The sequence below is a fragment of the Vreelandella venusta genome (genome assembly GCF_044809155.1).
Lineage (GTDB): Bacteria > Pseudomonadota > Gammaproteobacteria > Pseudomonadales > Halomonadaceae > Vreelandella > Vreelandella venusta_B.
In genome coordinates, this window is record NZ_CP085241.1 from 2,348,198 (window position 1) to 2,373,568 (window position 25,371).

Annotated in this window: 28 protein-coding genes; 9 read left to right on the top strand and 19 right to left on the bottom strand. The window is 52.4% G+C overall.

Going from position 1 to position 25,371, the window contains the following annotated elements; translation table 11 throughout:
* Window positions 1-39: 39 nt before the first annotated feature.
* Window positions 40-1,326: a phosphoribosylamine--glycine ligase gene (gene purD, locus LG301_RS10965; RefSeq protein ID WP_404471203.1), complete on the bottom strand. Its 1,287-nt coding sequence runs from the start codon at window positions 1,324-1,326 to the stop codon at window positions 40-42.
* Between the two features lie 131 nt (window positions 1,327-1,457).
* Window positions 1,458-1,934, bottom strand: coding sequence for a polyhydroxyalkanoate synthesis repressor PhaR (gene phaR, locus LG301_RS10970; RefSeq protein ID WP_404471204.1), 477 nt, complete (start codon window positions 1,932-1,934; stop codon window positions 1,458-1,460).
* A gap of 134 nt (window positions 1,935-2,068) precedes the next feature.
* On the opposite strand from phaR, the gene LG301_RS10975 reads away from it, so the two are divergent.
* On the top strand, window positions 2,069-2,782 hold the full coding sequence (locus tag LG301_RS10975) for a 16S rRNA (uracil(1498)-N(3))-methyltransferase (protein ID WP_404471205.1): 714 nt from the start codon (window positions 2,069-2,071) through the stop codon (window positions 2,780-2,782).
* On the opposite strand, the gene LG301_RS10980 is transcribed toward LG301_RS10975, so the two are convergent.
* The 12 genes from LG301_RS10980 to LG301_RS11035 form a co-directional block, all read right to left on the bottom strand.
* Window positions 2,779-3,297: an ATP-dependent zinc protease gene (locus LG301_RS10980; RefSeq protein WP_404471206.1), complete on the bottom strand. Its 519-nt coding sequence runs from the start codon at window positions 3,295-3,297 to the stop codon at window positions 2,779-2,781. The genes LG301_RS10975 and LG301_RS10980 overlap by 4 nt on opposite strands.
* A gap of 85 nt (window positions 3,298-3,382) precedes the next feature.
* On the bottom strand, window positions 3,383-4,558 hold the full coding sequence (locus LG301_RS10985; protein ID WP_404471207.1) for a lytic murein transglycosylase: 1,176 nt from the start codon (window positions 4,556-4,558) through the stop codon (window positions 3,383-3,385).
* Window positions 4,559-4,770: 212 nt separating this feature from the next.
* Window positions 4,771-5,217 (bottom strand): DUF3429 domain-containing protein, encoded by a 447-nt coding sequence (locus tag LG301_RS10990; protein ID WP_404471208.1) that lies wholly within the window; start codon window positions 5,215-5,217, stop codon window positions 4,771-4,773.
* Window positions 5,198-6,649, bottom strand: a complete 1,452-nt coding sequence (locus tag LG301_RS10995; protein ID WP_404471209.1) for a DASH family cryptochrome — start codon at window positions 6,647-6,649, stop codon at window positions 5,198-5,200. The genes LG301_RS10990 and LG301_RS10995 overlap by 20 nt, the downstream gene beginning before the upstream one ends.
* Before the next feature lie 22 nt (window positions 6,650-6,671).
* Complete coding sequence (locus LG301_RS11000; RefSeq protein ID WP_404471210.1) at window positions 6,672-6,809, bottom strand: DUF2256 domain-containing protein; 138 nt, start codon at window positions 6,807-6,809, stop codon at window positions 6,672-6,674.
* A 241-nt stretch (window positions 6,810-7,050) separates the two neighbouring features.
* The gene (gene mnhG / locus LG301_RS11005) at window positions 7,051-7,455 is read right to left on the bottom strand and encodes a monovalent cation/H(+) antiporter subunit G (protein WP_263068013.1); all 405 of its coding nucleotides are present in this window, start codon (window positions 7,453-7,455) and stop codon (window positions 7,051-7,053) included.
* Entirely contained in the window at window positions 7,448-7,717 is a 270-nt protein-coding gene (locus tag LG301_RS11010) for a monovalent cation/H+ antiporter complex subunit F (RefSeq protein WP_404471211.1), read from the bottom strand. Before LG301_RS11010 ends, mnhG begins: the two co-directional genes overlap by 8 nt.
* Window positions 7,717-8,190: a Na+/H+ antiporter subunit E gene (locus LG301_RS11015; protein ID WP_404471212.1), complete on the bottom strand. Its 474-nt coding sequence runs from the start codon at window positions 8,188-8,190 to the stop codon at window positions 7,717-7,719. Before LG301_RS11015 ends, LG301_RS11010 begins: the two co-directional genes overlap by 1 nt.
* A complete protein-coding gene (locus LG301_RS11020; RefSeq protein ID WP_404471213.1) occupies window positions 8,187-9,788 on the bottom strand; it encodes a Na+/H+ antiporter subunit D in 1,602 nt (533 codons plus the stop codon). The genes LG301_RS11015 and LG301_RS11020 overlap by 4 nt, the downstream gene beginning before the upstream one ends.
* On the bottom strand, window positions 9,785-10,132 hold the full coding sequence (locus LG301_RS11025) for a Na+/H+ antiporter subunit C (RefSeq protein ID WP_263068008.1): 348 nt from the start codon (window positions 10,130-10,132) through the stop codon (window positions 9,785-9,787). The genes LG301_RS11020 and LG301_RS11025 overlap by 4 nt, the downstream gene beginning before the upstream one ends.
* 18 nt (window positions 10,133-10,150) lie before the next feature.
* Window positions 10,151-10,582 (bottom strand): Na+/H+ antiporter subunit B, encoded by a 432-nt coding sequence (locus LG301_RS11030; RefSeq protein WP_404471214.1) that lies wholly within the window; start codon window positions 10,580-10,582, stop codon window positions 10,151-10,153.
* Window positions 10,575-12,923 (bottom strand): putative monovalent cation/H+ antiporter subunit A, encoded by a 2,349-nt coding sequence (locus LG301_RS11035; protein WP_404471215.1) that lies wholly within the window; start codon window positions 12,921-12,923, stop codon window positions 10,575-10,577. Before LG301_RS11035 ends, LG301_RS11030 begins: the two co-directional genes overlap by 8 nt.
* A 376-nt stretch (window positions 12,924-13,299) precedes the next feature.
* Between LG301_RS11035 and LG301_RS11040 the strand changes: the two genes are divergently transcribed.
* The 6 genes from LG301_RS11040 to LG301_RS11065 are packed head-to-tail and all read left to right on the top strand — an operon-like array spanning window position 13,300 to window position 19,204.
* Window positions 13,300-16,128 (top strand): monovalent cation/H+ antiporter subunit A, encoded by a 2,829-nt coding sequence (locus LG301_RS11040; RefSeq protein ID WP_404471216.1) that lies wholly within the window; start codon window positions 13,300-13,302, stop codon window positions 16,126-16,128.
* Entirely contained in the window at window positions 16,128-16,469 is a 342-nt protein-coding gene (locus tag LG301_RS11045; protein ID WP_404471217.1) for a Na+/H+ antiporter subunit C, read from the top strand. Before LG301_RS11040 ends, LG301_RS11045 begins: the two co-directional genes overlap by 1 nt.
* Window positions 16,469-18,001 (top strand): monovalent cation/H+ antiporter subunit D, encoded by a 1,533-nt coding sequence (locus LG301_RS11050; RefSeq protein ID WP_404471218.1) that lies wholly within the window; start codon window positions 16,469-16,471, stop codon window positions 17,999-18,001. Before LG301_RS11045 ends, LG301_RS11050 begins: the two co-directional genes overlap by 1 nt.
* Window positions 18,001-18,492 carry a Na+/H+ antiporter subunit E gene (locus LG301_RS11055; protein WP_404471219.1) on the top strand — a complete coding sequence of 164 codons (492 nt, stop codon included), beginning with the start codon at window positions 18,001-18,003 and terminating at the stop codon, window positions 18,490-18,492. The genes LG301_RS11050 and LG301_RS11055 overlap by 1 nt, the downstream gene beginning before the upstream one ends.
* The gene (locus LG301_RS11060) at window positions 18,486-18,755 is read left to right on the top strand and encodes a K+/H+ antiporter subunit F (RefSeq protein ID WP_009097114.1); all 270 of its coding nucleotides are present in this window, start codon (window positions 18,486-18,488) and stop codon (window positions 18,753-18,755) included. Before LG301_RS11055 ends, LG301_RS11060 begins: the two co-directional genes overlap by 7 nt.
* Before the next feature lie 11 nt (window positions 18,756-18,766).
* Window positions 18,767-19,204 carry a Na+/H+ antiporter subunit G gene (locus tag LG301_RS11065; protein ID WP_404471220.1) on the top strand — a complete coding sequence of 146 codons (438 nt, stop codon included), beginning with the start codon at window positions 18,767-18,769 and terminating at the stop codon, window positions 19,202-19,204.
* Between the two features lie 8 nt (window positions 19,205-19,212).
* Here the strand turns inward: LG301_RS11065 and hemH are convergent, their stop codons facing one another.
* The gene (gene hemH, locus LG301_RS11070; RefSeq protein WP_404471221.1) at window positions 19,213-20,283 is read right to left on the bottom strand and encodes a ferrochelatase; all 1,071 of its coding nucleotides are present in this window, start codon (window positions 20,281-20,283) and stop codon (window positions 19,213-19,215) included.
* A gap of 111 nt (window positions 20,284-20,394) precedes the next feature.
* Between hemH and LG301_RS11075 the strand changes: the two genes are divergently transcribed.
* Together LG301_RS11075 and LG301_RS11080 are read left to right on the top strand one after the other, a co-directional pair.
* Complete coding sequence (locus tag LG301_RS11075; RefSeq protein ID WP_404471222.1) at window positions 20,395-21,978, top strand: cryptochrome/photolyase family protein; 1,584 nt, start codon at window positions 20,395-20,397, stop codon at window positions 21,976-21,978.
* Complete coding sequence (locus tag LG301_RS11080) at window positions 21,975-22,385, top strand: thiol-disulfide oxidoreductase DCC family protein (RefSeq protein ID WP_404471223.1); 411 nt, start codon at window positions 21,975-21,977, stop codon at window positions 22,383-22,385. Before LG301_RS11075 ends, LG301_RS11080 begins: the two co-directional genes overlap by 4 nt.
* 66 nt (window positions 22,386-22,451) lie before the next feature.
* On the opposite strand, the gene LG301_RS11085 is transcribed toward LG301_RS11080, so the two are convergent.
* From LG301_RS11085 to rplI, 4 genes are all read right to left on the bottom strand, one after another.
* Window positions 22,452-22,754 carry a DUF6482 family protein gene (locus LG301_RS11085; protein ID WP_263067995.1) on the bottom strand — a complete coding sequence of 101 codons (303 nt, stop codon included), beginning with the start codon at window positions 22,752-22,754 and terminating at the stop codon, window positions 22,452-22,454.
* Window positions 22,755-22,893: 139 nt separating this feature from the next.
* The gene (locus tag LG301_RS11090; RefSeq protein ID WP_263067993.1) at window positions 22,894-23,187 is read right to left on the bottom strand and encodes a hypothetical protein; all 294 of its coding nucleotides are present in this window, start codon (window positions 23,185-23,187) and stop codon (window positions 22,894-22,896) included.
* 98 nt (window positions 23,188-23,285) lie between these two features.
* On the bottom strand, window positions 23,286-24,674 hold the full coding sequence (gene dnaB / locus LG301_RS11095; RefSeq protein WP_179928343.1) for a replicative DNA helicase: 1,389 nt from the start codon (window positions 24,672-24,674) through the stop codon (window positions 23,286-23,288).
* 250 nt (window positions 24,675-24,924) lie between these two features.
* Complete coding sequence (rplI, locus tag LG301_RS11100) at window positions 24,925-25,371, bottom strand: 50S ribosomal protein L9 (protein WP_263067991.1); 447 nt, start codon at window positions 25,369-25,371, stop codon at window positions 24,925-24,927.

Sequence of the window (25,371 nt, forward strand, 5' to 3'; positions counted from 1 at the left end):
AACGCTCTCGTTTAATGAAAGCTCTCTTTGAATCCGCGCTTACTTTTCCCGCGCAATAGCACGAAAGGCGATATCTTGACGATACTCTACGCCTTCCCAATGAATCGCGCTGACCCCTTGGTAGGCCTGCTGCTGTGCAGCAGATACGCTCTCACCAAGCGCCGTCACACACAGTACCCGCCCACCAGCGGTGGTGATACTGCCTTGTTCAGTTTGCGCGGTGCCTGCATGGAAAACTTTACACTGCATTTGCTCTGCTGCTTCCAACCCCTGGATAACATCGCCTTTGCGATAACTACCCGGATAGCCGCCTGCCGCCATCACGACCCCGACCGCAGCACGGCTATCCCACTCGCACTGTTTTCCGGCAAGCTCGCCTTTTGCACCCGCTAGACAAAGGGCCGCAAGATCAGACTTCAAACGCAGCATGATCGGCTGTGTTTCGGGATCGCCAAAGCGACAGTTGTACTCGATAACTTTAGGGTTGCCTTCGGCGTCAATCATAAGCCCAGCGTAAAGGAAACCGGTATACGCATTCCCCTCTTTTGCCATGCCTTGCACGGTGGGCAAAATGACCTGCTCCATGATGCGCTTATCGACTTCTGGAGTAACCACCGGGGCCGGAGAGTAGGCCCCCATACCTCCCGTATTCGGGCCGGTGTCGCCATCATAAGCACGCTTGTGATCTTGGCTGGTGGCCATCGGCACGACGTTTTCGCCATCCACCATGACGATAAAACTGGCTTCTTCACCGTCAAGAAACTCTTCGATGACCACGCGAGCCCCTGCGTCACCGAAGGCGTTAGCGTCGAGCATATCGCGAATCGCCGCTTCTGCTTCCGCTTCGCTCATTGCCACAATAACGCCTTTGCCTGCGGCTAACCCATCCGCTTTAATCACAATCGGCGCCCCTACGTCAGCTAAGTAAGCAAGGGCAGGCTCTACTGCGGTAAACGTTTGATAGTCAGCGGTAGGGATGTGATGGCGAGCCAAGAAGTCTTTAGTAAACGATTTGGAGCCTTCCAACTGGGCGGCCTGTTGGGTGGGGCCAAAAATCGTTAATCCTGCCGTCTGAAAACGGTTAACAACGCCGTCCACCAAAGGGGCTTCAGGCCCGACGACGGTTAACCCAATCTGCTCGCGCTGAGCAAATGCGACTAATCCCACCAAATCGGTGGCAGCAATATCCACGTTGGTCAACCCAGACTCTGTTGCCGTGCCCGCATTGCCAGGTGCAACAAACACTTGCTCAACATCACTGGATTGCGCCAATTTCCATGCCAACGCATGTTCACGGCCACCGCCACCTATCATCAAAACTTTCATGGTCGTCCTTCTTACACGAGAGAGCGTTTATCGGGCGCATTATGCCACAACGCGCCCCCAAGTGGTCTTATGCGTCCGTAGCGGCGTTGCCTACAACGAGTTCGATAAAGGCGGTTTCATTCACCGTGATATTAAGAGTTTTTATCCTCTTTCGGCTCCTGCGCGTCGTCATCTTCCGGTGGCGTTGGCTGATTGATCGCTTTTTGCCAAAAACGCATGTTCTCTTCCGCCAGTTCACGCATAAACTCAATGGGCGAGTGGCGCATCGCCTGCTTCCACTGGGTTTGCATACGTTTTTGTTGTTCCAGCATCAGCTGCGTCCCCTGCTCAAGGTAGCGCGCCAGGGGGAGCGGTGAGGACATATCGTAAACACGGATCAGCTGGGCCAGCAGGTCATTCGAAAACACCTCGGCCTCACTATCGGCTTGTTCCTGTTCGATAATAATCGACAGTAAAATCGTGCGCGTTAGGTCTTCACCGCTTTTTGCATCTTCGACGCGAAAAGGTTCTTCATCGATAATCAAACGCCGCAAATCTTCGAGCGTTACGTAACGGCTCTGCTGAGTATCGTACAACCTACGGTTGGCATATTTGCGAATTACGCGCACTGCGCATCTCCTTAAACGTGATAGAGGCTTTTGTCGCCGTTGCTGGTATTGTGCCTGCAACACACGCTCATGCAAGCCAGCTTAACCGATTAGCCGCGTTAAGCGAGCCTCTCTTTTGACAATAGACGACCGCCATGAACCTGATTTTGCTTGATCCCAATGACATCGGCGCTGACCGCCATGCCCGAATTACCGATGACCGCCGCCTCACACATTTAAGGGAGGTGCATCGCGCCGCCCAAGGTGAAGCCTTCAGTGTAGGCATTCTGGGCGGCCACATTGGTAAAGGCGAACTGGTTGAGCTAAGCCATGAACAGGCTATTTTCTCACTCGACACACTAGAAGAACTGCCGCCACCGCCGCTCCCCGTTCATTTGGTGCTGGCTCTGCCCCGCCCACGCATGCTGGCCCGTACGTTGGAGCACGTCACTGCGCTAGGGGTAAAGGATATTACGCTGCTACACACCAAGCGGGTGGAAAAGAGCTACTGGCAGTCGCCGGAACTGCGCCCCGACAAAATTCACCAGCACCTGATGCTCGGCCTTGAGCAAGCCAAAGATACCCATTTGCCTACGGTCACGTTGAGTAAAGGCTTTAGGCCCTTTATTGAAGCGCAATTGCCCTTACTTCTGAACGGGCGCCGCGGTTTAGTGGCGCATCCAGGCATGCCAAAACCGTGCCCCAGAGGCATTAGTGACGCAACGCTATTACTTGTTGGCCCTGAAGGCGGGTTTATTGAGTGGGAAGTAGAGCAACTGCTAGCATCAGGATGCGAGGGCATTCATCTTGGCCCCCGCATTTTGCGGGTAGAAACCGCCGTCACAGCTCTGCTGTCCAGGCTGTTCTAGGACTGGTTATCGTCTGGATCGTGGGGGACGCGCTTCGCATTCTCCCCACACTGTGGGTCTTGTAAAAACGTGCTGCGCACGTCTAACAAGCCCAGGTGGCTGATGGTGCGGCGTCCCAACAACAGCGGATAAATCATCTCTTCACGGTCGCGCAGACTAAACTGCTCTTCGTAAATCGTATCGCCCATACACACGTCCATGAGTACCACTGGACGTTCGTCGCGACCGCCAGCGCCACGCACTGCGAGTTCGCGATAGAGCGGGCGCTCAATTTGGTCGCTAAATGTTTCGCCACTTGATTGATCCTCAAGCTTTAAGCGAAAACGCACCCACTCCTCGCCCGCTTTTTCAAACATCTCGATATCCCGTGCATCCAGGGATGAGGTAAGTGCGCCGCTGTCTAGCTTTGCCTTCACCGCAATGCCCCATGGCTCAACGGTGGCATTTTCAACCCACCCAAAGATGGCAGGCTCTTCAGCAGTTGCAGTGGCACTTGCCATTAACGTACCGACCATGAATGTACTTGCTAAAGTAGCCGCCCACGTCCGGCTTAAAAACGTTTTACCCATTGCATCTCATCCCTGTTGAGCAGGTTATTGATTAACGAAGTTTTTCAAGCAGCGCTTGGGTGGCGAAGCCGTCCGGCGTCAGCCCTTGATCGCGCTGGAAGGCTCGCACTCCTTCTCGTGTATTAGGCCCCATAATGCCGTCTGCAACGCCTACCGAATAACCAGCACTGTTCAATCGCTGCTGGAGGTTTCTGACATCGTCGCGGGTCAAAGGTGCCTGATCTCTAGGCCAGGACTGGGTGATTCCCTCACGGCCCGCAATAGCGTCGGCAAGTGTCGCGACGGCTAATGCATAGCTGGTAGCGTTGTTGTAACGCAAAATAGCGCGGAAATTGGCCCCGACGATAAAGGCAGGCCCCTCTGCACCCGCAGGAACGATAATGGCCGCGTTATCAATGTCTGGCAGCTCGCCATTAACCGCTCGCACGCCTTGCGCCGCCCACTCTGCGCTGCTGCGACGCTCGGTTTGTGAGTAATCAAACGACGGTGGTAGCACTACTTCGGCACCCCACGGCTGTCCGGGCTGCCAGCCTGCTCGCGCCAAGTAATTGGCTGTTGAGGCCATCACATCAGGGATACTGCCCCAAATATCTCGGCGCCCGTCGTTATCGCCATCCACCGCATACGCTTCAAAACTACTGGGTATAAATTGGGTATGGCCCATCGCGCCAGCCCACGAACCGCGCATTTGATCCGCGGCAATATCGCCCTGGTCGATAATCCGCAGTGCGGCTAGCAGCTCTCCCCGGGCAAACTCCCGCCGACGGCCGTCGTAGGCAAGCGTTGCTAGAGATTCAAGAGTTGAGAAGTCGCCGAAGTTGCTGCCGTAGTTACTTTCAACCCCCCAGATTGAGACAATAACCTCGGCAGGTACGCCATAACGCTGCTGCATCTGGCGTGCGGTATCGCGGTGCTGCTCATATTTTTCACGGCCGTTATTAATCCGCGTGCTGGAAACGGCAGTGTCTAGATAATCCCATATCGGGCGAACAAACTCCGGTTGGTAGCGATCTAGTTCAATCACGCGGTCACGATAGCGCACGCCATCAAAAGCAGATGCCAGTGTTGCTTCACTAATACCTTGTTCAGCAGCGAAGCGACGAAACTCGCTCAGCCATTGGTTAAAGCTGGCATAGCGCAACTCTTCTGCGGCCTGGGCGTCCACTTCCGTCATTAGCCGTTGACTCGCCTGTGCGTTGGCATTCATTGGGGAAACGACACCTGCGGCCAGCACGAGTGAAAGACAAAACGCTGCACCAGAACCTAGCGGTCTTTTATTTCTCAACAACTCTTTATTTCTCAACAACTCTTTATTTTTCAATAACCTTTTATGTTTCAACAACATAGCAATAATCTCTCAGCAATCCTTAGCGTGAGCCTGATCATGACGCAGAAAGCCGATCGTTACTAGTCCTCGCACTAGCTACCCAGGCGAAACAGTAAAAGTATATGGAAGAGCAGCACGAATAGCGTCAGCAGTAGACGCAATATGAGATACCAGCGCGGAAAGCCTACCCGCCCTTCTCGGCTCACGTCGTAGCCACCTATCAGCACAAAGCCCGCTAATAAAACCCAGAGGCCAGACACGGTGTTCATCATCAGTGCCGGCCAAGCAATTAAGCTTGGCACCATTGCAAGCACTAAGCGGCGACGGTTGCCCTCACGAGGATTTTGAATAGCCGCCCCCCAATGCACGCCGCCCAAAAAGGACAGAATCACTGCGCTGTAATATACAAAGCTATAAATCGCCATGATTTGCCACGCGATGGGACCCCACCACGCAAGCCCCAGGGCAGCCGCAAAAGGAATTAACCCTGCAATGCCTAATCCCCAAGCCAAACGGCGATCACTGCACAGCAGCTTCATTACTTCCTCCTTGTTTATACTCAGCCTCTTCAAGCTCGGCTTCGTCAATCAACCAACGCTGCCACTCATCAGGCATCACCCGAGGCGTTGGGAACTCTGTCGGCGCAACCCGCCAAGGTTGATGGCGCTCAAGACCACACGGCAGCGACGCTAATGCAGGCAACCAATAGGCCACATACAACCCTTTAGGGTCATAGTGCCCCGCCTGCTTAAGTACATTAAAGTAGCGATCCTGGCGCGGATCACGCCCGACGCCTGCAATATAACGCCAATTACCCCAATTACTGGCCACGTCATAATCGATCAAGCAGTGTTCGAACCACCAAGCGCCTAACCGCCAATCTACCTGTAGGTCTTTTACCAGGAAACTAGCCACGTTTTGGCGCGCGCGATTGGATATCCACCCAGTGCGGTACAGCTCTAACATCGCAGCATCAATAAAGGGCACACCGGTGGTCGCATTACGCCATGCATTAAATGCTTCGTTTGGCTTGGGTAACTGCTCACGCCCAAACAACAAACGACCCTCTAGCTGAGCCGCACGCTGGAAGTAGTCTCGCCACAACAGTTCAAAAATAATCCAGTAGCTTGATTCTGTCGCGCCGTTTGCCTCCTCCCATGCTTTAACTTCTTGATGAACTTGTCGCGCCGATAAGCAGCCGCGGGCTAGCCAGGGGGAAAGCCGTGTTGAGAAATTAGCACCTAGCAACCCGTTACGCGTTTTTTTGTAGGATTCACCACCATTTTGCTGCCATAAGTAGCTTTTCAACCTATCGAGAGCGGCCGCCTCTCCCCCCATAAATGTGAAGCCTTGGCGATCGTCTGGCTGCCATGCATCACTGTCTGGGCATACTGACTTAAGTGGTGGAAAGCCGCGTGGCGCCTCTGGCCAAGGGGGCAACGTGATGGGCGCATGCTTGGGCGGCGGAATAACGCACTGCTTCTCAACACTTTTACGAAACGCCGAAAAACTGGCAGGTAGCGAATCAGCTGCAAAAGGCAGCTCATCGGCACTAATCAAATAGCCATTATCAATACATGTTAACTGAGTCTCTGCTGGAAGCTGCTGTGAGACCTTGGCGGTATGCGCTACTTCTTCACTGCCAGCGTGGGCCGAAGTGCGCACTTCCCGCACATTAAGCGACGTTGCTAATTGAACAACGACCTCGGCTGGCTCGCCAATACGCACCAAGAGGTCGCTACCACGCTGCAGTAGCTCACCGCGGAGTTCCATCAGGCTCTGCCAAAGGAACCGAAGACGAGCAGGGCCTAACCTCGGCGTTGGCTCTCCCTCCACACTAGGCTGTAACCAGCGCTGATCCAGCACATAAAGACAAAGCAATTGATCAGGAGGGGAATCAAACTGTAATAATAAATTATCGGCTACGCGCAAGTTGTCTTGCAGCCAGACAATATCGATCGAAGTAGTCATGCGCTTGCCTCCTAGGCGTCCTTTACTGCTTGGATTCGCGACGACAGCGTTCGCTGCAGTAGCGCACTTCATCCCAGCAGCGCGCCCACTTCTTGCGCCAGCTAAACGGGCGTTGACAATGGGCACACTCTTTTTGCGGTAGATGTTGCTTCTGGTGCATTTGCTTTTCTCTATGTCTAGTAGCGTGGCGGCTGTAAAACAGCCCTAAAAGATAGACACGCTCACATACAGGTACAATTATTGTACATGATAATACACCGACACGGTTCTATTTATGATTTTCAGGTATAAAAAAAGCCATCCTGGCGGATGGCTTCTGCTTATAGAGAGTGGCAATGATGAGCAGCATCAAAGAATACGTTGAGATTTTGCTGCTCTCGTTTTACTCAACGACACTTGGCTTAGTTAGGATCTGTATCTCGCGGATGCCGTTTTGCATTTTCGTGGGTTTCAAGTCCACTTTTAAGCTCATGGGTCAGCGGGTCATAGTTAGGGCGCAGCTCATCTTTGACAGTGCCACTCCATAGCCGCGAGCCAACAAAATACGCCGCCCTGCCAATGACGTGGGCAGCAACGGGGGCTGTCATCAAAATAAACACAATAATGGCGAACGAGCGAGCCACTACGCCCACTTCAGCAAAGTGCATGGCTGACGCGAGCATAATTAGAATCACCCCTAACGCGGCGGCCTTAGTGGTCGCATGCATTCGGGTTAACAAATCAGGTAAACGCAGTAACCCGATGGCTGCCAGCAACATAAGCAGCGACCCTGCGATCAGCATCGTACCTTTGATAAATTCAATCATCTCGTGGCCCTCCACGTTCCAAAAAGCGCGCAAAGCCGATGGCAGCCAAGAAGCCCATTAGCGCAATCACAATGGCTGCATCGAGAAAACTCGCCACGCCAGACTGAATGGCGTAAACCCCCACCAAGCCTACAACGGTGGTAGAAAAAAGCTCCAAAGCCACAACGCGATCCGGCAGGCTGGGGCCACGCACAACCCGCACAAAGGTCAAGATGAGTGTTATACCCATAATGATCTGGCTAATTACAATCACAGTATCCATTAACGAAATAACTCCAAGGCCCGATGCTCCATATGCTTAAGGCTGCGCCGTAGCTCATCTTCATCGTCTAAGAACATGGCATGGATGTAGAGCACCTTCTTATCATCAGACACATCTAAGCTGAGGGTGCCTGGTGTAAGCGAAATGAGACTGGCCACCATGGTAATTTCCATTTCAGTGCGAGCTGAGAGGGGCAAGGCAATCACACCTGGTTGCATGTGCCAAGGCGGGGTTAGCACGTCAAAGGCGACACGTAAGTTAGCCTGAACCAGCTCTTTAATAAAGAAGCAGATAAAGCCAAGAATTCTGGGTATACGTGCTGGATAGCCTTTCAGAGAGTCTACCTGAGGCTCAATAACTAAGAGCACAATGTAGCCAAAAATCACCCCAACCAGCAGATTAAGGCCGGAAAAATCCCCGCTCAACAATACCCAGGCCAACCCTAACAACAGGTTCCAAATTGCACCGGTCATGGTGTTTCCTCCATGCGCTCACCTATCTGTTCAGCCTGAATATCAATAGGTGTTAGCAGTGCCGATTCGGCACTGGCTGAAGGCCCCATCACGGCTTCAATATACCCCTCGGGGGACATAAGCTGATCACCCACAAGCATCATTACCTGAATAATGGGTTCCGCAAACACACCAATTAGCAATGACATCGCGGCTAGCACCAACACGGGTAAGTACATAATCCAGAGGTTGGGTTTTAATAGTCGACCATCATCACCCACCGGCGTTTGTCGTTCTGGTATGTGGTTATCTTCCGGCAACGCTTTCCAAAACACCTCATTCCAAATTTTCACCATGGAATAGAGCGTCATCAACCCTACCGCCAGCGCAATACCTGTCGCCACATAGGCCTCCGCTTCTAAACCCGCTCGCACCAGCACAAATTTGGCAAAGAATCCCGAAAGCGGTGGAATACCTGCTAAGGAAAAGGCGGAAATGAAGAAAGCCACAGCTAACCAGGGGCGCTCACGATATAGTCCGCCCATTTTTTTCAGCTGGTAAGTGCCTTGCAAACGATGCGTGATACCACTGATCAAGAAAAGATTCGTCTTCACAATAATGTTATGCATGATGGCAAAAACACCACCCGCAATTGCCAGCGGCGTGTAAAGTGCTAGCCCCAGTATCATATAGCCAATCTGACTCACGATGTGAAAGGAGAGAATACGCCTAAATTCGTATTGAGCAGCGGCGCCTAGCACCCCCGTAACCATGGTCAATACGGCTCCCCACAGCATAATATCCTGTAAGTAGCCCATGGTCTGATCGAACATCAGTGTAAAAACGCGGAAGAGCGAGTAAACGCCCACTTTGGTTAACAAGCCTGCAAATAGCGCTGAAACAGCGACGGGAGGCGTGTGATAAGACGCTGGCAGCCAAAAAAACAGCGGGAATGCCGCCGCCTTGATACCAAAAGCCACCATGAACATGACGGCGAGTACTTCCACCATACCGCTGTGCTCTGCTTCATCTAGTCTCAGCGCTATATCGGCCATATTCAGCGTACCTAACGTGCCATAAAGCAGGCCAACGGCAGTTAGGAAGATAACGGATGCTAGTAGGTTCAACGTCACGTACTTGATGGCACCTTCCATCTGAGCACGCTCTCCCCCCAAAATCAGCAGTGCAAACGAGGCAACCAACATCACCTCAAACCATACGTAGAGGTTAAAAATATCGCCGGTGAGAAAAGCACCGGCCACGCCCGCCAGCAGGAGATGCATTAAAGGGTAGTAACCAAACTTTTCGTGTCCGCGACCCGTAGAGGCCAGCGAGTAAATGCCCATCGCTAACCCAATGATACCGGTCATCAGGATCATAACTGCGCTGAGCATATCCGCAATCAACGTGATACCAAAAGGCGCTGGCCAACTACCCATCTGCATAGTGACGTAGCCCTCTGACAGCACCACGACAAATAGCCATAAGCTAACCAGCAGAAGCGCTACGTTTCCCGCGACAGCAACAAAGCGCTGCATAGGACGTGAGCGCCAAAAAAGCAGTGAGACAGCGCCAGAAAGTAGCGGTAACAGGACGGGAAGTGCAACTTCAGGCCTCACGTGTCGGTATCCTTCATCTTGTCCAAATCATCGGCCTTAACAATTTCGTAGGCTCGGCGAATCAACACCACCGCAAACGCCAACACGCCAAACGCGATCACGATAGCGGTCAACACCACTGCTTGGGGTAGCGGATCAGCGACCTCTCCCAAAGGTTGCAACATCCCTTCAGGTATTAAAGGAGGCGCCCCGCGTGTCATCCCGGCTGTTGTAAAAATCAACAGGTTAGCCGCATTCGAGAGCAACAATAGACCAATAACCAATTTAACAATTGAGCGGCGAAGCATCATAAAAATGGCGGCGGCGTACAGTAGCCCAATCGCCAATGCCATTATCGGTTCCATTGAAGGCCCCCTGTTAACTTAAGGTTCATCCTTATCTACCTCCATCAAGGCCATCACCATCCCCATTACTGAGCCAAGCACCGAAAGATAAACTCCTACATCAAAGATGAGCGGGGTGGAGGCTTTAAAATCGATAACCGGAATGGTCCACCACTGGGCCGTTAAGAAGGGCTGCCCCATAAACCACGCAGGCACCACAGAGATCATACCCAGCAGCAGCCCCACGCCAATCAAATCCCGTGGATCTACCATCCGCAGCACTTCCTTCGTAGCGCTAACGCCAAACGCAAACAGGTAGAGCGTGAACGCCCCAGCGGCCACTAGCCCGGCAATAAAGCCACCGCCGGGTTCATCGTGACCACGCAGCAGTAGAAAGACCGAGAACATCAGCTGCAACGGCATTAAAAAGCGCGCGGCCGTGTTCAGAATAATGGTGCCTGACTTAACCATCGTACGGCTCCTTAGCGCTGTTTTTGTTGCCCTCATTGGCTTTATCGCCATTGGCATCATGGCGCAGCTTCAACATGGCAATCACGCCAATGGCAGCCAATGCGAGAACGAACATCTCACCCAGGGTATCGAGCGCTCGGTAATCCACCAGAATAACGTTGACGATGTTACGGCCGTGAGCAAGCGGCGCACTGTTCTCGACCATGTAGGTTGAGATCGTCTCAAACTGATCGATACTCCATGCGGTCATGATCAGTAGAAAAATCAATACCCCCATCGTGGCCGCGACAAAACCGTCACGCACGCGTTCAAGGCTGGTCGAGAGGTTAGAAAAACGCGGTAAGCGGAACAGCACCAATACCAACAGAATAACGGTGAGGGTTTCGACCAACAGCTGGGTAATCCCTAGGTCAGGGGCGCTAAAAAGAATAAAGATCAGCGCAATGGAGAAGCCCATTATGCCCACCGACACCACAGCGCCTAAGCGTGAGCGGGAAATGATTGCAAACAGCGCCCCCATCACCATCGTGCCGACCACAATAACCTCGTGGAAGCGGACGTCCAGCGTAAACGCTAGCTGAGGGGAGTGACGCAGTAAGATGGAGTTTCCAATCAAGCCGATCAGCACCAGCAGCATGACAAGGATATAGTTGCGCATATAACCGTTTTGCAGCAGGTGTGTTTGCCACTCAGAGAAGCGCACAATGCCGTTCATTAGGCCCTCGTAGCCCGCTTCTGGTCCGCGGCGCATCACCGGCGCCAAAACGGAGAGTTTGGCACGCACGCTATCCCAGCGCTTAAACAGCAGATAGCCTAGCCCAAGGCTAATAATCGACATAATGAGTGCGGCATTAATGCCATGCCAAAGCGCGAGAGACACTTCTAGGGGTTCGCCGGCCACTGCGGTTGCCGCAGCGGTTAAAAGTGCATCGCCGCCCAGCAAGCCAGGGAGCAAGCCCAATAAAAGTGACAAGACGGCCAGCAGCCCAGGGCCTAACAACATGCTAAAAGGGGCCTCATGAGGCGTTTTAGGCGTTTCATGGCGCCGTCCATAAAAGGGTCTTAGCGCAATAATAGTCGCCACGGCGATAGTGAGCACCGCAGACACAAATGCGAAAAGTATCAGTAAGATACTGAAGCGTTCAGCGCCAAACACTGACTCCAGCATCAACTCCTTGCCGATAAATCCAAAGAGTGGCGGCACGCCTGCCAGCGAAAGTGCGGCTATTAGCGCTATCGCAGCGGTGATTGGCATTTGCCTGCGTAAACCGCCCATGGCGGTCACGTCTTTGGTACCGGTCTCATGATCTAAAATCCCGGCCACCATAAACAGCGCGCCTTTGTACATCGAGTGACCCAGTAAAAACGTCACAAAGGCGGTCATCGCGTAGTCGGTGCCAATCCCCAACAGCATGGTCAACGTACCCAGTGCCATAATGGTGGAGTAAGCGAGCAACTTCTTAATATTGGTATGCTGGATCGCCAGGAATGCGCCGGTGAGCATCGTGGTCGCACCCACTATCGAGAGGATACCCACCCACAGCGCGGTACCGCCTAACTCCGGCTGCAGCCGCGCCAGCAAATAAATACCTGCTTTCACCATGGTAGCCGAATGGAGGTAGGCCGATACGGGAGTGGGCGCTGCCATCGCATTAGGCAACCAGAAATGGAAAGGAAACTGCGCTGATTTTGTAAACGCACCCAGCAGCAAGCAGATCAGCATAGGCGTGTAAAGAGCGTGTTCCCGCAAGTCGCTTTCCATCTGGCCAATGTCCGAAAGTGACCAGCTGCCGCTTGCCACGCCTAACAACACAAGCCCCGCCATCAGCGCAAGCCCGCCAGCAACCGTGACAAATAGCCCCTGCCGGGCCGATTTCCGCGCTTCAATGTCGGTATGATTAAAGCCAATCAGCAAGTAGGAAGTGATGCTGGTGAGTTCCCAAAAAACAAACAGGGTGAGCAACCCATCAGCCAGTACCAACCCCAGCATGGACACCATGAAAGCCAGCAGCGCCAAGTGGAAGCGCGCAATGTCCTCGTGCCCTTTTAAATAGCCCCCTGCATAAATTAATACGCAGGTACCAATCACGGTAATCAGCAGCCCAAAGAGCAGCGACAGCCCATCGAGCATAAACGTTAGGCTAATGCCTAGCGAAGGTACCCACTGCCATTCCAGTAGCAACGGACCGTCATTAAGTACTGAGGGGGCTTGGCTAAAGAGCCAAGCAGCCATCAAAGCTGGATACAGCGCGAGCACCATACTTGCTCGCTGGCCAAACCAGCGGTTCAGCAGCGGCGACGAGGCAGCCAGCACAAATCCCATTAATACGGTGAGTTGCATCTAGCAAAATCTCCTGATTAACAAACTATTTTTCCCCATATGGAAAAACCCATTCGGCATAATGCCTTGTCACTTTTACCCGGCGCTACCAGCGAAGACAGCATCACCCTTGCTGAGGATGTAACACTAAAGTGCGATAGGCATAAGTAGCCTATCGCCTAGACCTCTGCTTCGATAAACTGATTTACGTTAGCAGTCAAAGCCGTGTTGGATAACAGGAAACTTTAAGCTGCAAACCTTATATCAGGCACCTGCCGCTTACCAGTCATGCTTCTAAACGCGCTTTTGTTGCTAGCAAGACCCTCTAAGCCCTTACCAGCAGCGTAGCCTATTTATTGATAGCATCCGCTGCCGCCCAGAATGTGGAACGCTAGCAATGCAGCTGCTATGGATACCACTGTTAACACTGGCTGGCACATTAGTGCCGTTATTAACTGCTTCTCGCGGGCGATTGCTCTGTACCACCGCAACCGCAATCCTCCCGCTGGCTGCCCTAGCTTTGATGCTCAGCCACCTACCGATACTACTAGACGGCGGCATAGTGTCGCAGCAGTTGAGCTGGATACCCCTGCTGGGGCTTGATCTAGCCCTTAGGGTAGATGGTCTGACCCTGCTATTTGGCCTGCTTATCTTAGGCATTGGCAGTTTAATTATCATCTACGCTGGCTACTACTTAGCCAGCAGCGAGAATGATGGTCGCTTCTTCTCTTACATGATGCTGTTTATGACAGCCATGCTCGGCATTGTAATGGCCGATAACCTACTGCTCTTATGGCTTTTTTGGGAACTCACCAGCATTGCCTCCTTTCTGTTGATAGGATTTTGGGGACACCGTAGCGATGCGCGGCGTGGCGCACGGATGGCGCTCACGGTTACTGCCGCTGGCGGCTTAGCGCTGCTGGCCGGTATTTTACTGATCGGTCATGAGGTGGGCAGCTTTGCATTACCTGACGTACTGGCTGCTGGCGATCAGTTACGACAAGCATCTACTTACCCTATCATTATGGCCTTAGTACTACTGGGCGCTTTTACTAAATCAGCCCAGTTTCCCTTTCATTTTTGGCTACCGCACGCCATGGCGGCGCCTACGCCTGTTTCTGCCTACCTGCACTCCTCTACGATGGTAAAAGCAGGAATTTTTCTGCTCGCAAGGCTACACCCAGCGCTAGGCGATACATCACTTTGGGCGGTCAGTCTAACACTAGCGGGTTTAGCGACGCTTGTGTATGGCGCTTGGTTCGCCTTATTAGAGCGTGATTTAAAAGGTATTTTAGCCTTTTCAACGGTTAGCCACCTGGGTTTGATCGTGCTGCTGCTGGGTTTGGATACGCCGCTGGCCATTGTGGCGGCCTTGTTCCATATCCTTAACCACGCGCTGTTTAAAGCAACGCTGTTTATGAGTGCTGGTATTATCGACCATGAAACGGGCACTCGCGATATCAGGCGCCTGGGTGCGCTATGGTCGCTTATGCCCATTACCGGCACATTAACCCTTATGGCAGGCGCTGCGATGGCCGGGTTTCCACCGTTTAATGGCTTTCTATCAAAAGAGATGCTGCTGACTAAAGCCCTAGCCACGGAACTCTTTGGTGGTTTAGGCAGCGTGATTCCCCTGCTGGTACTCGTTGGCGCTACCCTGTCGGTGGCCTACTCACTGCGTTTGGTATATTGCGTATTTTTTGCCCCTAACGTTAATCCATCAGAAGAAGTGACCATCCCCCATGATCCACCTAGAGGCATGTATTTGCCTGGCTTAATCATGGCCTGCTTATGCCTTTTAGTGGGTTTATTCCCCATGACGCTGGCAGCCCCCCTTGTTCGCACCGCGAGCATGGCCGTGCAAGGGGACAATGCGCCGCTTTTCGTTTTCGCGCTGTGGCACGGTATTAACCTACCGCTGTTAATGAGCGTGGTCGCTATTCTTGGCGGCATCATTTTATTGTGGCGGCATCAAAACATCAGTACCTTAGCTTCCCTACTACCGGCGCCGGATGCCTCTGCTCTTTTTGAAAAAGCCGTCACACGCCTTATTAAAGCTGCGCTTTGGTTAACGCTGCGTTTAGAAAATGGCTCTCTACAGCGCTATCAAGCGCTACTTCTTCTAACAGCACTCGGCATGACGGCGCTCGGCCTGAGCCAGTTAGAGTCTTTAGCCGGGGGCGTTGACATGCAGCCAGTTGATGGGCTGACACTGCTCGGCGCCGGTGTGATTATGATAGGCGCCATCGGCAGTGCGCTTTCCCACCGTTGGCGGCTGGTATCGTTGTTAATGCTTTCTATGGTCGGGCTTACCGTCTCGCTAACCTTTATCCGCTTTTCCGCACCCGATCTTGCAATGACGCAGCTCTCAGTTGAAGTGGTATCCATGATACTGCTGATACTCGCCCTGTTTTTTCTTCCTCAACGACCTCCCCGCTGGGTATCGTCACAACGGATCGTACGAGATGTCGTACTGGCGGGTTCATTAGGACTTGTGGTAGCGGGGTTAAACTACGCTCTTTTAACTCGAGAAGCGTTGAGCATTTCAGACTACTTTCTTGCCAATAGCGTGCCTGGCGGCGGGGGTACCAACGTTGTTAACGTCATTTTGGTAGATTTTCGTGGGTTCGATACCCTAGGGGAAATTACCGTACTGACCTTGGCTGGGTTGGCCACCTATAAACTGCTTAATCGACTAAGACTCTTTAAGCCCTCCGGCAACCTGGAAGGGATTCGCTGGTCACGCCATCGCTATCCGATGATTCTTGAAGTCGTCGCTCAGATCATTTTACCGCTGGCCCTGCTGGTCTCAGTCTATATTTTCTTACGCGGGCACAACCAGCCCGGCGGTGGCTTTATTGCCGGGCTAATCACCGCTATCGCGCTGCTATTGCAATATATTGCACGTGGCTATGAATGGACCAGCAGCCGCTTACCGCTCTCGTACCCGGTTATTTCAGTGCTAGGCCTTGTTGTCGCGGTGCTCACTGGCTTAGGAAGTTGGCTGTTCGGCTACCCCTTCCTCACGTCCTCATTTGGCTACTTTGATATCCCGCTGATTGGCAAAACCGAGCTGGCGACAGCGATGCTATTTGACTTGGGGGTTTACCTTGCCGTCGTCGGTGCCGCACTCATGATTTTGGTCAATCTGGGCAGCGTCACCACGGCCCATCGCCCCACGCTCAAAACAACGCAGCAAACGGCATCTAAAGAGGGCAACAAATAATGGAGCTACTTTTTTCGCTCGTCACCGGCGTATTAAGCGCCAGCGGTCTCTACCTTCTACTTAGGGGCCGCACTTTCTCGATTATTGTAGGGCTTACGTTACTCTCCTATGCAGTGAACCTGTTTTTGTTTTCAACCGGCGGCTTGCAAACCCACTCAGCCGCCGTTCTTGGTGCATCGGAAACGCCCACGGACCCTCTTCCCCAAGCGTTGGTCTTAACCGCGATCGTGATTGGCTTTGCTATGACCGCATTTATGGTCATTCTGGCCATACGAGCGCGCGCCGAACTCGGTAATGACCATGTTGATGGCCAGCAAGGTGAAGAAGGAAGCACTCGCTAATGGGCCAGCACATATTAATCTTTCCTATCCTTTTACCCATGCTGACAGCGCTCGGCTTAGTGCTCATGGGGCAATCTCCCAATGCGCTACAGCGGCGCATTAGCATTTCCTCAACCGCGCTGCTCGTTTTGCTATCCGTCGTTCTTCTTGTCACTGCCAATAGTGACGTCATCAGCGTTTATAACCTGGGAGACTGGCAGGCGCCGTTTGGTATTGTGCTGGTTTTAGATCGCCTTTCGGCGTTGATGGTGGCACTAACGGCTGCACTGGCCTTGGGATGCATCCTATTTGCCAGCGCGGGAGACGATGCTCGTGGCAGTAACTTTCACGGTATTTTTCAGCTTCAACTAATGGGCTTAAACGGCGCCTTTTTAACTGGGGACCTGTTTAATCTCTTCGTATTTTTTGAAATTCTACTGCTGGCCTCCTATGCGCTGCTGATGCACGGTGGAGGTAAGGCACGCATTGGTGCAGGGCTGCACTATGTGGTGCTGAACTTGGTAGGTTCGGCGCTGTTTCTCATTGCGCTTGGAGTGCTGTATGGCGCAACGGGCACCCTTAACATGGCAGATATGGGGCGTCGCATTGCTCAGATGGAAGAGGCCAATGCAGCCCTTGTCACGGCAGGCGCGCTCCTGCTTACCGTTGTCTTTAGTTTGAAAGCGGCTATTTTACCCCTCTATTTTTGGCTACCGAGCACCTATGCCTCTGCGCCCGCTCCGGTAGCAGCACTGTTTGCGATTATGACAAAGGTTGGGGTGTACGCTCTGCTCCGGGTTCAAACGTTAGTGTTTTCGGAAAGTCCAGCCAGTGTGTATATCGATAATTGGCTTTGGTGGGGCGGCTTGGCAACCCTTTTGCTGGCGGGCATCGGCGTTTTAGCCGCTCGCGATCTACGTACCCTGGTGGCTTATTTAGTGCTTGTTTCAGTCGGTACGCTAATGAGCGGCGCGGGCATGGGGCATATTTCAGGCACAGGCGCTTTACTCTACTATTTAGTGCACACCACGCTTATTGCGGGAGCGCTATTCCTATTGGCAGAGCTAATAGGCCTTCAGCGCGGCAAGGCGGGCACCCGCTTGGTTCGTGCCCGGAAGCTCCATCAACCCGCCCTACTTGGCGGCATGTTTTTGATTGGGGCCGTCGCCATGGCGGGTTTGCCCCCTTTAGCGGGCGCATTGGGCAAATTACTCTTAATGCAGGCGGCGGATAGCGCACAGCGGCTATTGCTGTGGCCACTATTACTCTTGGCTGGCTTAGCGGCCATGATTGCCCTTTCTCGGGCTGGCTCGGTATTTTTCTGGGCGAGCTACAAAGGTGCTCCCAGCGGGCCTCGTATCACTCCTTTGCAGCTATCTGGCGTAACGTGGTTATTGATTAGTGCCCCGCTGTTAGTGTTACTGGCGGGGCCTGTAAGCCAGTACATGCAAGCCACTGCTGAACAACTTGCATCACCCCAGCAGACGATTCAGACGGTACTCCCCGAGGCCAATGTTTCAGAACTGGCGTTGCGCGCAGAGAGGATTCCCTAATGCTAGCCCGCTATTTTCCTGCACCGGCACTGTCGCTCATTCTTTTTGTTACCTGGCTGCTCATGGTGCGCAGTTTATCCTTCGGCCAGCTATTGCTGGGGGTGTTACTGGCCATTGGGATACCGCTGCTAACCCGCGCCTTTTGGTTACCCTTCCCTAGAGTAAAGCACCCTATCAAGCTGATACGTTTTATTTTACGTGTGCTGGCCGATATCGTTGTCGCTAACCTTCAGGTGAGCTTATTGATATTGAGTCCTAAACGGACACCACACCCTGGCTTTATTGAATACCCTTTACAGGTACAGGATCGTCTGGCCATCACTCTACTTGCCAATACCATCACCATGACGCCCGGCACCGTTTCTACCAATATACGACTAGATCATACCTCTCTGCTGATTCACGTCCTCGACATGCAGGATGAGCAGGCCCTCATTCAAGATATAAAGGAGCGTTACGAACGCCCTATAAAGGAGATATTTGAATGCTAGCGATCGCCCTGTGGATTAGTTTGACGCTCATTGTGCTGGCGCTCGCCATGAATGTTTACCGCTTGCTCATCGGCCCAGATATACCGGATCGATTGCTAGCGCTAGATACCATGTACGTTAATGCGATTGCCCTGATCGTTATTGCCGGGCTCTGGTTTAATACAAAAACATATTTTGAAGCCGCCATGCTAATCGCCTTACTTGGCTTTATTAGCACTATGGCAATCTGTCGATATTTACTGCGCGGCGATATTATCGAGTAATGGAGGCTACTATGGCATTGGTAGTGGAAGCACTGGTGTCACTGCTGCTTATTTTTGGCGGGCTATTTGCCTTTACAGGCTCACTAGGAATGTTGCAATTTAAAGATTTCTTTATGCGCCTACATAGTCCCACCAAAGGCACCACCCTAGGTATTGGCTGTGTGTTAATTGCATCAATGATTTACTTTACGACGACTCAACATGAACCCCATGTGCAGGAACTGCTTATCACCCTGTTTCTGTTTTTAACGGCGCCTGTAACGGGCCATATGCTGGCAAAAACAGGACTACACATGCATCTCCGCTTTATTACCAGCACACGCGGCTCATTGCCTGAACTGCTAGATGAAGACGTGGGGCAGAGTCGAGTGGCAAAACCCGCTCGCCCCAAACGTCCTGGTGGCATTAACAACCGCCGCCGTCAGCTATTAAAAACACGAGGCCGATAAGCCACTTGTTATAGCCAGCCCGATAGCTCGTTATTGACCACCGCTAGCAGCGCATCTATATGATCATCCCTGTCGTTTAAGCAGGGAATATAGCTGAAGGTTTCACCGCCAGCTTCCATGAAGCTATCATGAATCTCTTCTTTGATCTCTTCTAGTGTTTCTACACAGTCAGAGGAAAAAGCGGGCGACATAATCGCAATGTGCTTGTGCCCCTGCTTAGCTAGCTCAGCCACGTGGTCGACCGTTTGTGGCCCGACCCACTTTTCAGGGCCAAACTGTGACTGAAACGCGGTATCCACTTCCTCTTTCGTAAAACCAAGCTTTTCACGCATTAGACGCGTCGTTTTTTGACACTGGCAGTGGTAAGGATCTCCCTCCATCAGGTAGCGTTCAGGCACCCCGTGGTAGCTTGCTACCAGCTTGGTGGGACGGCTCTCGAGGCTGTCATAAGCCTCTTGTACAGAGTTTGCCAGCGCTTGAATGTAAGCTGGATGCTCAAAATAAGCGGGCACCGTGCGAATATACGGCTGCCACTTCATTTTCATCAGGGTACGGAAGGCCTGGTCATTCGCCGTGGCCGTGGTGGGCGAACCGTACTGGGGGTAAAGCGGGAAAAAGACGATACGCTCACAGCCTTTTTCCTTCATCTTATTGAGCACACTCTCTGTGGAAGGATTGCCATAACGCATGCAAAAATCGACTTCCACATCATCGCCGTAAAGCGCCTTAAGTCGCTCGGTCATTTTTTCCGTTTGTGCACGAGTCGTCGTCAGCAGTGGGCTTTCATTTTTATCCGTGTTCCAAATACTTTTATAAGCATTGCCGGAAGAAAAGGGGCGTTTCGTCAAAATGATTAGCTGAAGCAGCGGCTGCCATTTCCAACCGGCATAATCCACTACCCGCTTATCAGACAAGAACTCATTCAAGTAGCGACGCATTGACCAGTAGTCGGTGGCATCTGGCGTACCAAGATTTGCCAACACCACGCCCACCTTAGCTCGGGGAACCGCAGGGTGGTCGCTTGGCGCATGGGCTAAGCGGCCCTCTCCTGGCTGATCCTTCACAACACTGTCGGTCATACATCTACTCCTAAGAGACTACTTTTAATGGCTAAAATAGTAACACTTTCCAGCAAAGCTGCGACATAAAGTTATACTATTAACATTATTTGTATAACTGTAGGCAAACCTATGTCCAAGCCGTTACTCCTGGTCCTGGGCGATCAGCTCTCGCTGTCGCTCACTACGCTGAAAGATGCGCCTTCTAACGCCATCATCGCCATGTGCGAAGTCACCGATGAAGCGCGCTATGTCCCCCATCATATACACAAAATTGGCCTCTTTATGGCCGCCATGCGTCACTTTGCCCACACCCTAAGCGAGAAAGGCTTTAACGTTCATTACAGCCGAATTGATGATGCCGACAATACCCAGTCGCTTGTCAGCGAAGCCGAACGAATTGCCAAGCATCATGGCTGCGATGAAATAAGGGTCGCCCGCCCCGGCGAGTGGCGACTCTGGAACAATATGCAGCAGCGAGAGAGCGCTGCCCTGCCGTGGAAGCTGCTGGAAGATGATCGCTACTTCACTACGCCGGAGGAGTTTGCTCGCTGGGCAGAAGGCCGCAAGCAGCTGCGCTTGGAGTACTTTTACCGTGAGCAGCGCAAACGCACTGGCCTGTTGATGGAAGGTGATGCGCCAGCAGGTGGCAAGTGGAATTTTGACCACGATAATCGTGAACCGATGAGCGCAACGCTTAGCTTTCCAGCGCTACCTCAACACAGCCAGGATGAGATAACCCGGCAAGCGCTCGACGATGCCAAACGCTATTTTAATGACCATATAGGAACGCTGGAAACGTTCAATTTACCTGTTACCCGCCGCCAAGCGCTGGTTGATTTACACCACTTTATCGACCATGGGCTAGCCGATTTTGGCCGTTACCAGGATGCCATTAGCGATGCCGAACCATTCTTGTATCACTCGCGGCTATCAGCGGCGCTCAATATTGGGTTACTTACACCTCATGAAGTATGTGAAGCAGCCGAGCAGCAATACTATCAAGGCAAAGCACCCATTAATGCGGTAGAAGGGTTTATCCGCCAAATACTGGGTTGGCGAGAGTATGTTCGTGGTCTTTACTGGACAAAAATGCCCGCTTACAAGCAGCAAAACGGTTTAGGCGCAAAACGTGATCTTCCTGCCTTTTACTGGGACGCCAATACCGATATGCGCTGCCTTCAACGCGCCATACAAATGACTATCGATAACAGCTATGCCCACCATATTCAGCGCTTAATGGTAACCGGCAATTTTGCGCTGCTGTGCGGCGTAAAGCCGGAAGCGCTCTGCGACTGGTACTTGGCTGTTTATGCCGATGCGTGCGAGTGGGTAGAGCTACCCAATACGCTAGGCATGGTGCTTCACGCGGACGGCGGACTAATGGGGTCCAAACCCTACTGCGCTTCTGGTAAGTATATCGACAAAATGTCCGACCATTGCCAACACTGCCGCTACTCCCCCAAAGCGATGACCGGCCCGAAGGCATGCCCGTTTAATAGTTTGTACTGGCACTTTCTGGAAACCAATGCTGAGCAGCTGAACCGCAATCCGCGTATGAAGCTTATTTATGGGTCGCTTTCACGCATGAAAGAGGAAAAGCGAGCGGCAATTCGCCAGCAAGCGGAGCAGTTTCTCACTCAGTTACCCACCCAAACAGGCTATGGCCAAGCTGCCCACACCCAAGGGTACGCAACACAGGAGAATCGCTCATGAACCGCTTCGCTACACTAGAGGCACGCGCTCCAGTTACGCTCTATCATGATGGCCACTGTCCTTTTTGTCGGGTTGAAGTCGCCTGGCTTGCTAAACATCGCCATCAAGAGCGCGTAAAGCTTGTTGATATTCAAAGCAGTGAGTTTAATTCTGAAGAGGCGGGACGCAGCTTTGAGGCCATGATGGGGCAACTGCATTTAAAAGATAGTCAGGGACGATGGTTTATCGGTATGGATGCCAGCCGGGCCCTTTATGCTGTTTTAGGTTACCGGCGGCTGGTAAGGCTCTCTTGCTTACCGGGCCTGCACAGCGTTATGAATGCAGGCTATCGTTTTTTTGCCCGGCGCCGTATCCGACTAGGGCAGTGGTGGGAAAAACGTCAGGCGAAATTATCTTCTCGCGATTAAGCTATGGTGATGACGTTTTTGAAATCTCCTGTTTAAAATCACGCTTTTAAAAACAAGCTTTTAAAATCAGAACACTAGCGGCATACGCGAGGTTAGCGGCGCGCTGTAATGGGCGTCGCGCCCAATGACCTCATCTTGCGGCACATGCTGCACCAGGTAGGCACGATGAATACCGGTTCGCTTTAACTCCAAATAGACATCGTCTAGCGCACGAAACAGCATGGGTTTCCCCCGCTGAGTCAGCATATGACGCTCGCCTTCAACATCCTCTAGCTCCACTTGATAGAAGCGGCTGCCAGAGTGGGTGATAACACGAATTTCAAAGTTATCGTGATTGGCGACGAACTGCTTAAGTTCTTTCAGCTCCATGGTTCCCTCCTGTTATTAGTCGTTGTCATGGGCACAGCATCCCGCAAACCCATGACAGTAATATTACCTTGGCACTAACTGCCTAAGACGACAACATCACAAAAGAGTTCCTGACCAAAACGTCAACTTATACGTTCAATTATTGATATTCAGAGGGGTCGATCGCCTTACCCAGCGAGTTGCGGTCAATCCAGTTACCGCCTTTGGTTTCCTTATACCGGAAAACCACCTTGTCCCCTACCGCCACTGGCAACTCGCTATCTTCTGTCTGGTAACTGTATTTCTCACCTTCGACCACCAGGAAGTAGCGGTAAAGATCCGGCATCCCCAGCCACTCCTTAAATGGCCCTTCGCGCTCTAGCGACTGCAGCTCCCCTCGGCCTTCCAGCTTAGGAAGACGCTTTCGGTTACCACGTCTAAAACCACCTGCCATTTTCTACTCCTGTCTATCTGCTTCGAAAGGGGTGGGCATTATACGATCTGCCCTGCTGCAAACAAGTTAATTACCCAGGTACATGAACACAACGCGCATTAATCCCCAAATGCTTCGCCATAACTATCGGGCGCTAAATCTTCAAACCGGGTGTATTTACCAATAAAGGCCATATGCACCGTACCAATCGGCCCGTTACGCTGCTTACCAATAATCAACTCCGCGATACCCTGATTATCCGGATTATCCGGGTTATACACCTCATCCCGGTAAACAAACGCAATGACGTCTGCATCCTGTTCTATCGCGCCTGATTCCCTTAAATCCGACATCACCGGCCGCTTATTGGGGCGCTGCTCTAGCGAGCGGTTAAGCTGCGAAAGCGCCACAACCGGGCACTGAAACTCTTTTGCTAACCCTTTAAGCGAGCGGGAAATTTCAGAGATCTCACCGGTGCGGTTTTCAGAGAAGCCCGGGATCTGCATCAACTGCAGATAGTCAATCATGATCAGCGCCATATTGCCGTGTTCACGCACCACGCGGCGCAGGCGCGAGCGCATCTCATTCGGTGAGAGCGCGGCGGTATCGTCAATAAACAGCTGCTTATCTTTCAGCAAATTCACAGCGGAGGTTAGGCGCGGCCAATCTTCGTCTTCCAGCTGCCCTGACCGAACACGTGTTTGGTCGATCCGACCCAGCGATGACAGCATACGCAGCATGAGTGATTCAGCGGGCATCTCCATGGAGAACACCATGACTGGCTTATCGCTGGAAATGACCGCATGCTCTACCAAATTCATGGCGAACGTCGTTTTGCCCATGGAGGGCCGGCCAGCAATAATCACCAGGTCTGAGGGCTGCAAGCCAGAGGTCATCTCATCGAGATCGCGAAACCCGCTGGACAGCCCGGTCATTTCGCCTTTGAGATTAAACAGCTCATCAATACGGTCGACGGCTTTTGTAAGCAGCTCGCTCATACCGATAGGGCCGCCGGTCTTCGGGCGCTCTTCAGCAATCTGGAATACCAGCCGCTCCGCCTCGTTTAGCAGCTCATCCGCTGGCCGCCCCTGGGGAGAGAAAGCCCCATCGGCTATTTGATTCGCCGCGCGGATAAGCTTACGCAGCGTTGCTCGCTCGCGAACAATGTCTGCATATGCACGAATATTGCTGGCTGAGGGGGTATTGCGAGCAAGCTCAGCCAGGAACGCTAGCCCACCCACCGTGTCGAGCTGATCTCTGGCTTCCAGCGCTTCAGAAAGCGTTATCACATCTAAAGGCTGGCCCGACTCCGCCAAATGAATCATAACGTTAAATACAAGGCGGTGCTCGTAGCGATAAAAGTCGTCGGCTACCAAACGCTCTGAGACGTTATCCCAAGCTTGGTTGTCCAACATTAGCCCGCCTAATACCGACTGCTCCGCCTCTAACGAATGCGGTGGCAGCTTAAGCGCTGCCGTTTCCTGATCGGCAGAAGGCTGGTCTTGCATAGCGAGCTCCTTGACAAAAAACGTAGCCAACAACGATGCTTATTTTAACGCAACCCCGCCCACATCATCAGCGAGATATTAACGCTAAGCGACGTTCAAAAATGCGCACTTAATCTGTACACGCGCTTTTGACCAGCGCCTAAACACAAGCAGGCAGACCCATTGACTATACAAAACAACTATTAGCTATAAAAAACAAAGGGCGCGGGAATTCCCGCGCCCTTTGAGGCGTCAGCGTTGCGAAGAGTGTTTACTCTGCGACAACAACCACGCGCACAACAGCGTCTACATCTGCATGCAGGTGCAGCGCGATGTCGTATTCGCCCGTTTGACGAATCGGGCCTTGCGGCATACGCACTTCGCTCTTGGCAACATCAATACCAGCAGAGGAAATAGCATCAGCCAGATCGCGAGGACCAATAGAACCGAACAGCTTGCCTTCGTCACCAGCTTTAGAAACCAACGACAGTTCGATGTCGTTAAGCTGCTCAGCGCGTGCTTCAGCTTCTGCTTTACGCTCAGCGGCTTGGGCTTCAAGCTCAGCACGCTGCGCGTTGAACGCTTCTACGTTCTCTTTGGTTGCCGGTACGGCTAAGCCGTAAGGAACCAAATAGTTACGGCCATAGCCTGGCTTTACAGTGACCTTGTCACCCAGGCCGCCCAACTTACCAATATTATCGAGCAGAATGACTTCCAT

What these genes read in the sequence shown, in the direction of transcription:
- purD (WP_404471203.1), bottom strand. Translation starts at nt 1,326, where the DNA reads ATGAAAGTTTTGATGATAGGTGGCGGTGGCCGTGAACATGCGTTGGCA.
- LG301_RS10975 (WP_404471205.1), top strand. Translation starts at nt 2,069, where the DNA reads ATGAACCTGATTTTGCTTGATCCCAATGACATCGGCGCTGACCGCCAT.
- LG301_RS10980 (WP_404471206.1), bottom strand. Translation starts at nt 3,297, where the DNA reads ATGGTCGGTACGTTAATGGCAAGTGCCACTGCAACTGCTGAAGAGCCT.
- LG301_RS10985 (WP_404471207.1), bottom strand. Translation starts at nt 4,558, where the DNA reads ATGAATGCCAACGCACAGGCGAGTCAACGGCTAATGACGGAAGTGGAC.
- LG301_RS10990 (WP_404471208.1), bottom strand. Translation starts at nt 5,217, where the DNA reads ATGAAGCTGCTGTGCAGTGATCGCCGTTTGGCTTGGGGATTAGGCATT.
- LG301_RS10995 (WP_404471209.1), bottom strand. Translation starts at nt 6,649, where the DNA reads ATGACTACTTCGATCGATATTGTCTGGCTGCAAGACAACTTGCGCGTA.
- LG301_RS11000 (WP_404471210.1), bottom strand. Translation starts at nt 6,809, where the DNA reads ATGCACCAGAAGCAACATCTACCGCAAAAAGAGTGTGCCCATTGTCAA.
- mnhG (WP_263068013.1), bottom strand. Translation starts at nt 7,455, where the DNA reads ATGATTGAATTTATCAAAGGTACGATGCTGATCGCAGGGTCGCTGCTT.
- LG301_RS11010 (WP_404471211.1), bottom strand. Translation starts at nt 7,717, where the DNA reads ATGGATACTGTGATTGTAATTAGCCAGATCATTATGGGTATAACACTC.
- LG301_RS11015 (WP_404471212.1), bottom strand. Translation starts at nt 8,190, where the DNA reads ATGACCGGTGCAATTTGGAACCTGTTGTTAGGGTTGGCCTGGGTATTG.
- LG301_RS11025 (WP_263068008.1), bottom strand. Translation starts at nt 10,132, where the DNA reads ATGGAACCGATAATGGCATTGGCGATTGGGCTACTGTACGCCGCCGCC.
- LG301_RS11030 (WP_404471214.1), bottom strand. Translation starts at nt 10,582, where the DNA reads ATGGTTAAGTCAGGCACCATTATTCTGAACACGGCCGCGCGCTTTTTA.
- LG301_RS11035 (WP_404471215.1), bottom strand. Translation starts at nt 12,923, where the DNA reads ATGCAACTCACCGTATTAATGGGATTTGTGCTGGCTGCCTCGTCGCCG.
- LG301_RS11040 (WP_404471216.1), top strand. Translation starts at nt 13,300, where the DNA reads ATGCAGCTGCTATGGATACCACTGTTAACACTGGCTGGCACATTAGTG.
- LG301_RS11045 (WP_404471217.1), top strand. Translation starts at nt 16,128, where the DNA reads ATGGAGCTACTTTTTTCGCTCGTCACCGGCGTATTAAGCGCCAGCGGT.
- LG301_RS11050 (WP_404471218.1), top strand. Translation starts at nt 16,469, where the DNA reads ATGGGCCAGCACATATTAATCTTTCCTATCCTTTTACCCATGCTGACA.
- LG301_RS11055 (WP_404471219.1), top strand. Translation starts at nt 18,001, where the DNA reads ATGCTAGCCCGCTATTTTCCTGCACCGGCACTGTCGCTCATTCTTTTT.
- LG301_RS11060 (WP_009097114.1), top strand. Translation starts at nt 18,486, where the DNA reads ATGCTAGCGATCGCCCTGTGGATTAGTTTGACGCTCATTGTGCTGGCG.
- LG301_RS11065 (WP_404471220.1), top strand. Translation starts at nt 18,767, where the DNA reads ATGGCATTGGTAGTGGAAGCACTGGTGTCACTGCTGCTTATTTTTGGC.
- hemH (WP_404471221.1), bottom strand. Translation starts at nt 20,283, where the DNA reads ATGACCGACAGTGTTGTGAAGGATCAGCCAGGAGAGGGCCGCTTAGCC.
- LG301_RS11075 (WP_404471222.1), top strand. Translation starts at nt 20,395, where the DNA reads ATGTCCAAGCCGTTACTCCTGGTCCTGGGCGATCAGCTCTCGCTGTCG.
- LG301_RS11080 (WP_404471223.1), top strand. Translation starts at nt 21,975, where the DNA reads ATGAACCGCTTCGCTACACTAGAGGCACGCGCTCCAGTTACGCTCTAT.
- LG301_RS11085 (WP_263067995.1), bottom strand. Translation starts at nt 22,754, where the DNA reads ATGGAGCTGAAAGAACTTAAGCAGTTCGTCGCCAATCACGATAACTTT.
- LG301_RS11090 (WP_263067993.1), bottom strand. Translation starts at nt 23,187, where the DNA reads ATGGCAGGTGGTTTTAGACGTGGTAACCGAAAGCGTCTTCCTAAGCTG.
- dnaB (WP_179928343.1), bottom strand. Translation starts at nt 24,674, where the DNA reads ATGCAAGACCAGCCTTCTGCCGATCAGGAAACGGCAGCGCTTAAGCTG.
- rplI (WP_263067991.1), bottom strand. Translation starts at nt 25,371, where the DNA reads ATGGAAGTCATTCTGCTCGATAATATTGGTAAGTTGGGCGGCCTGGGT.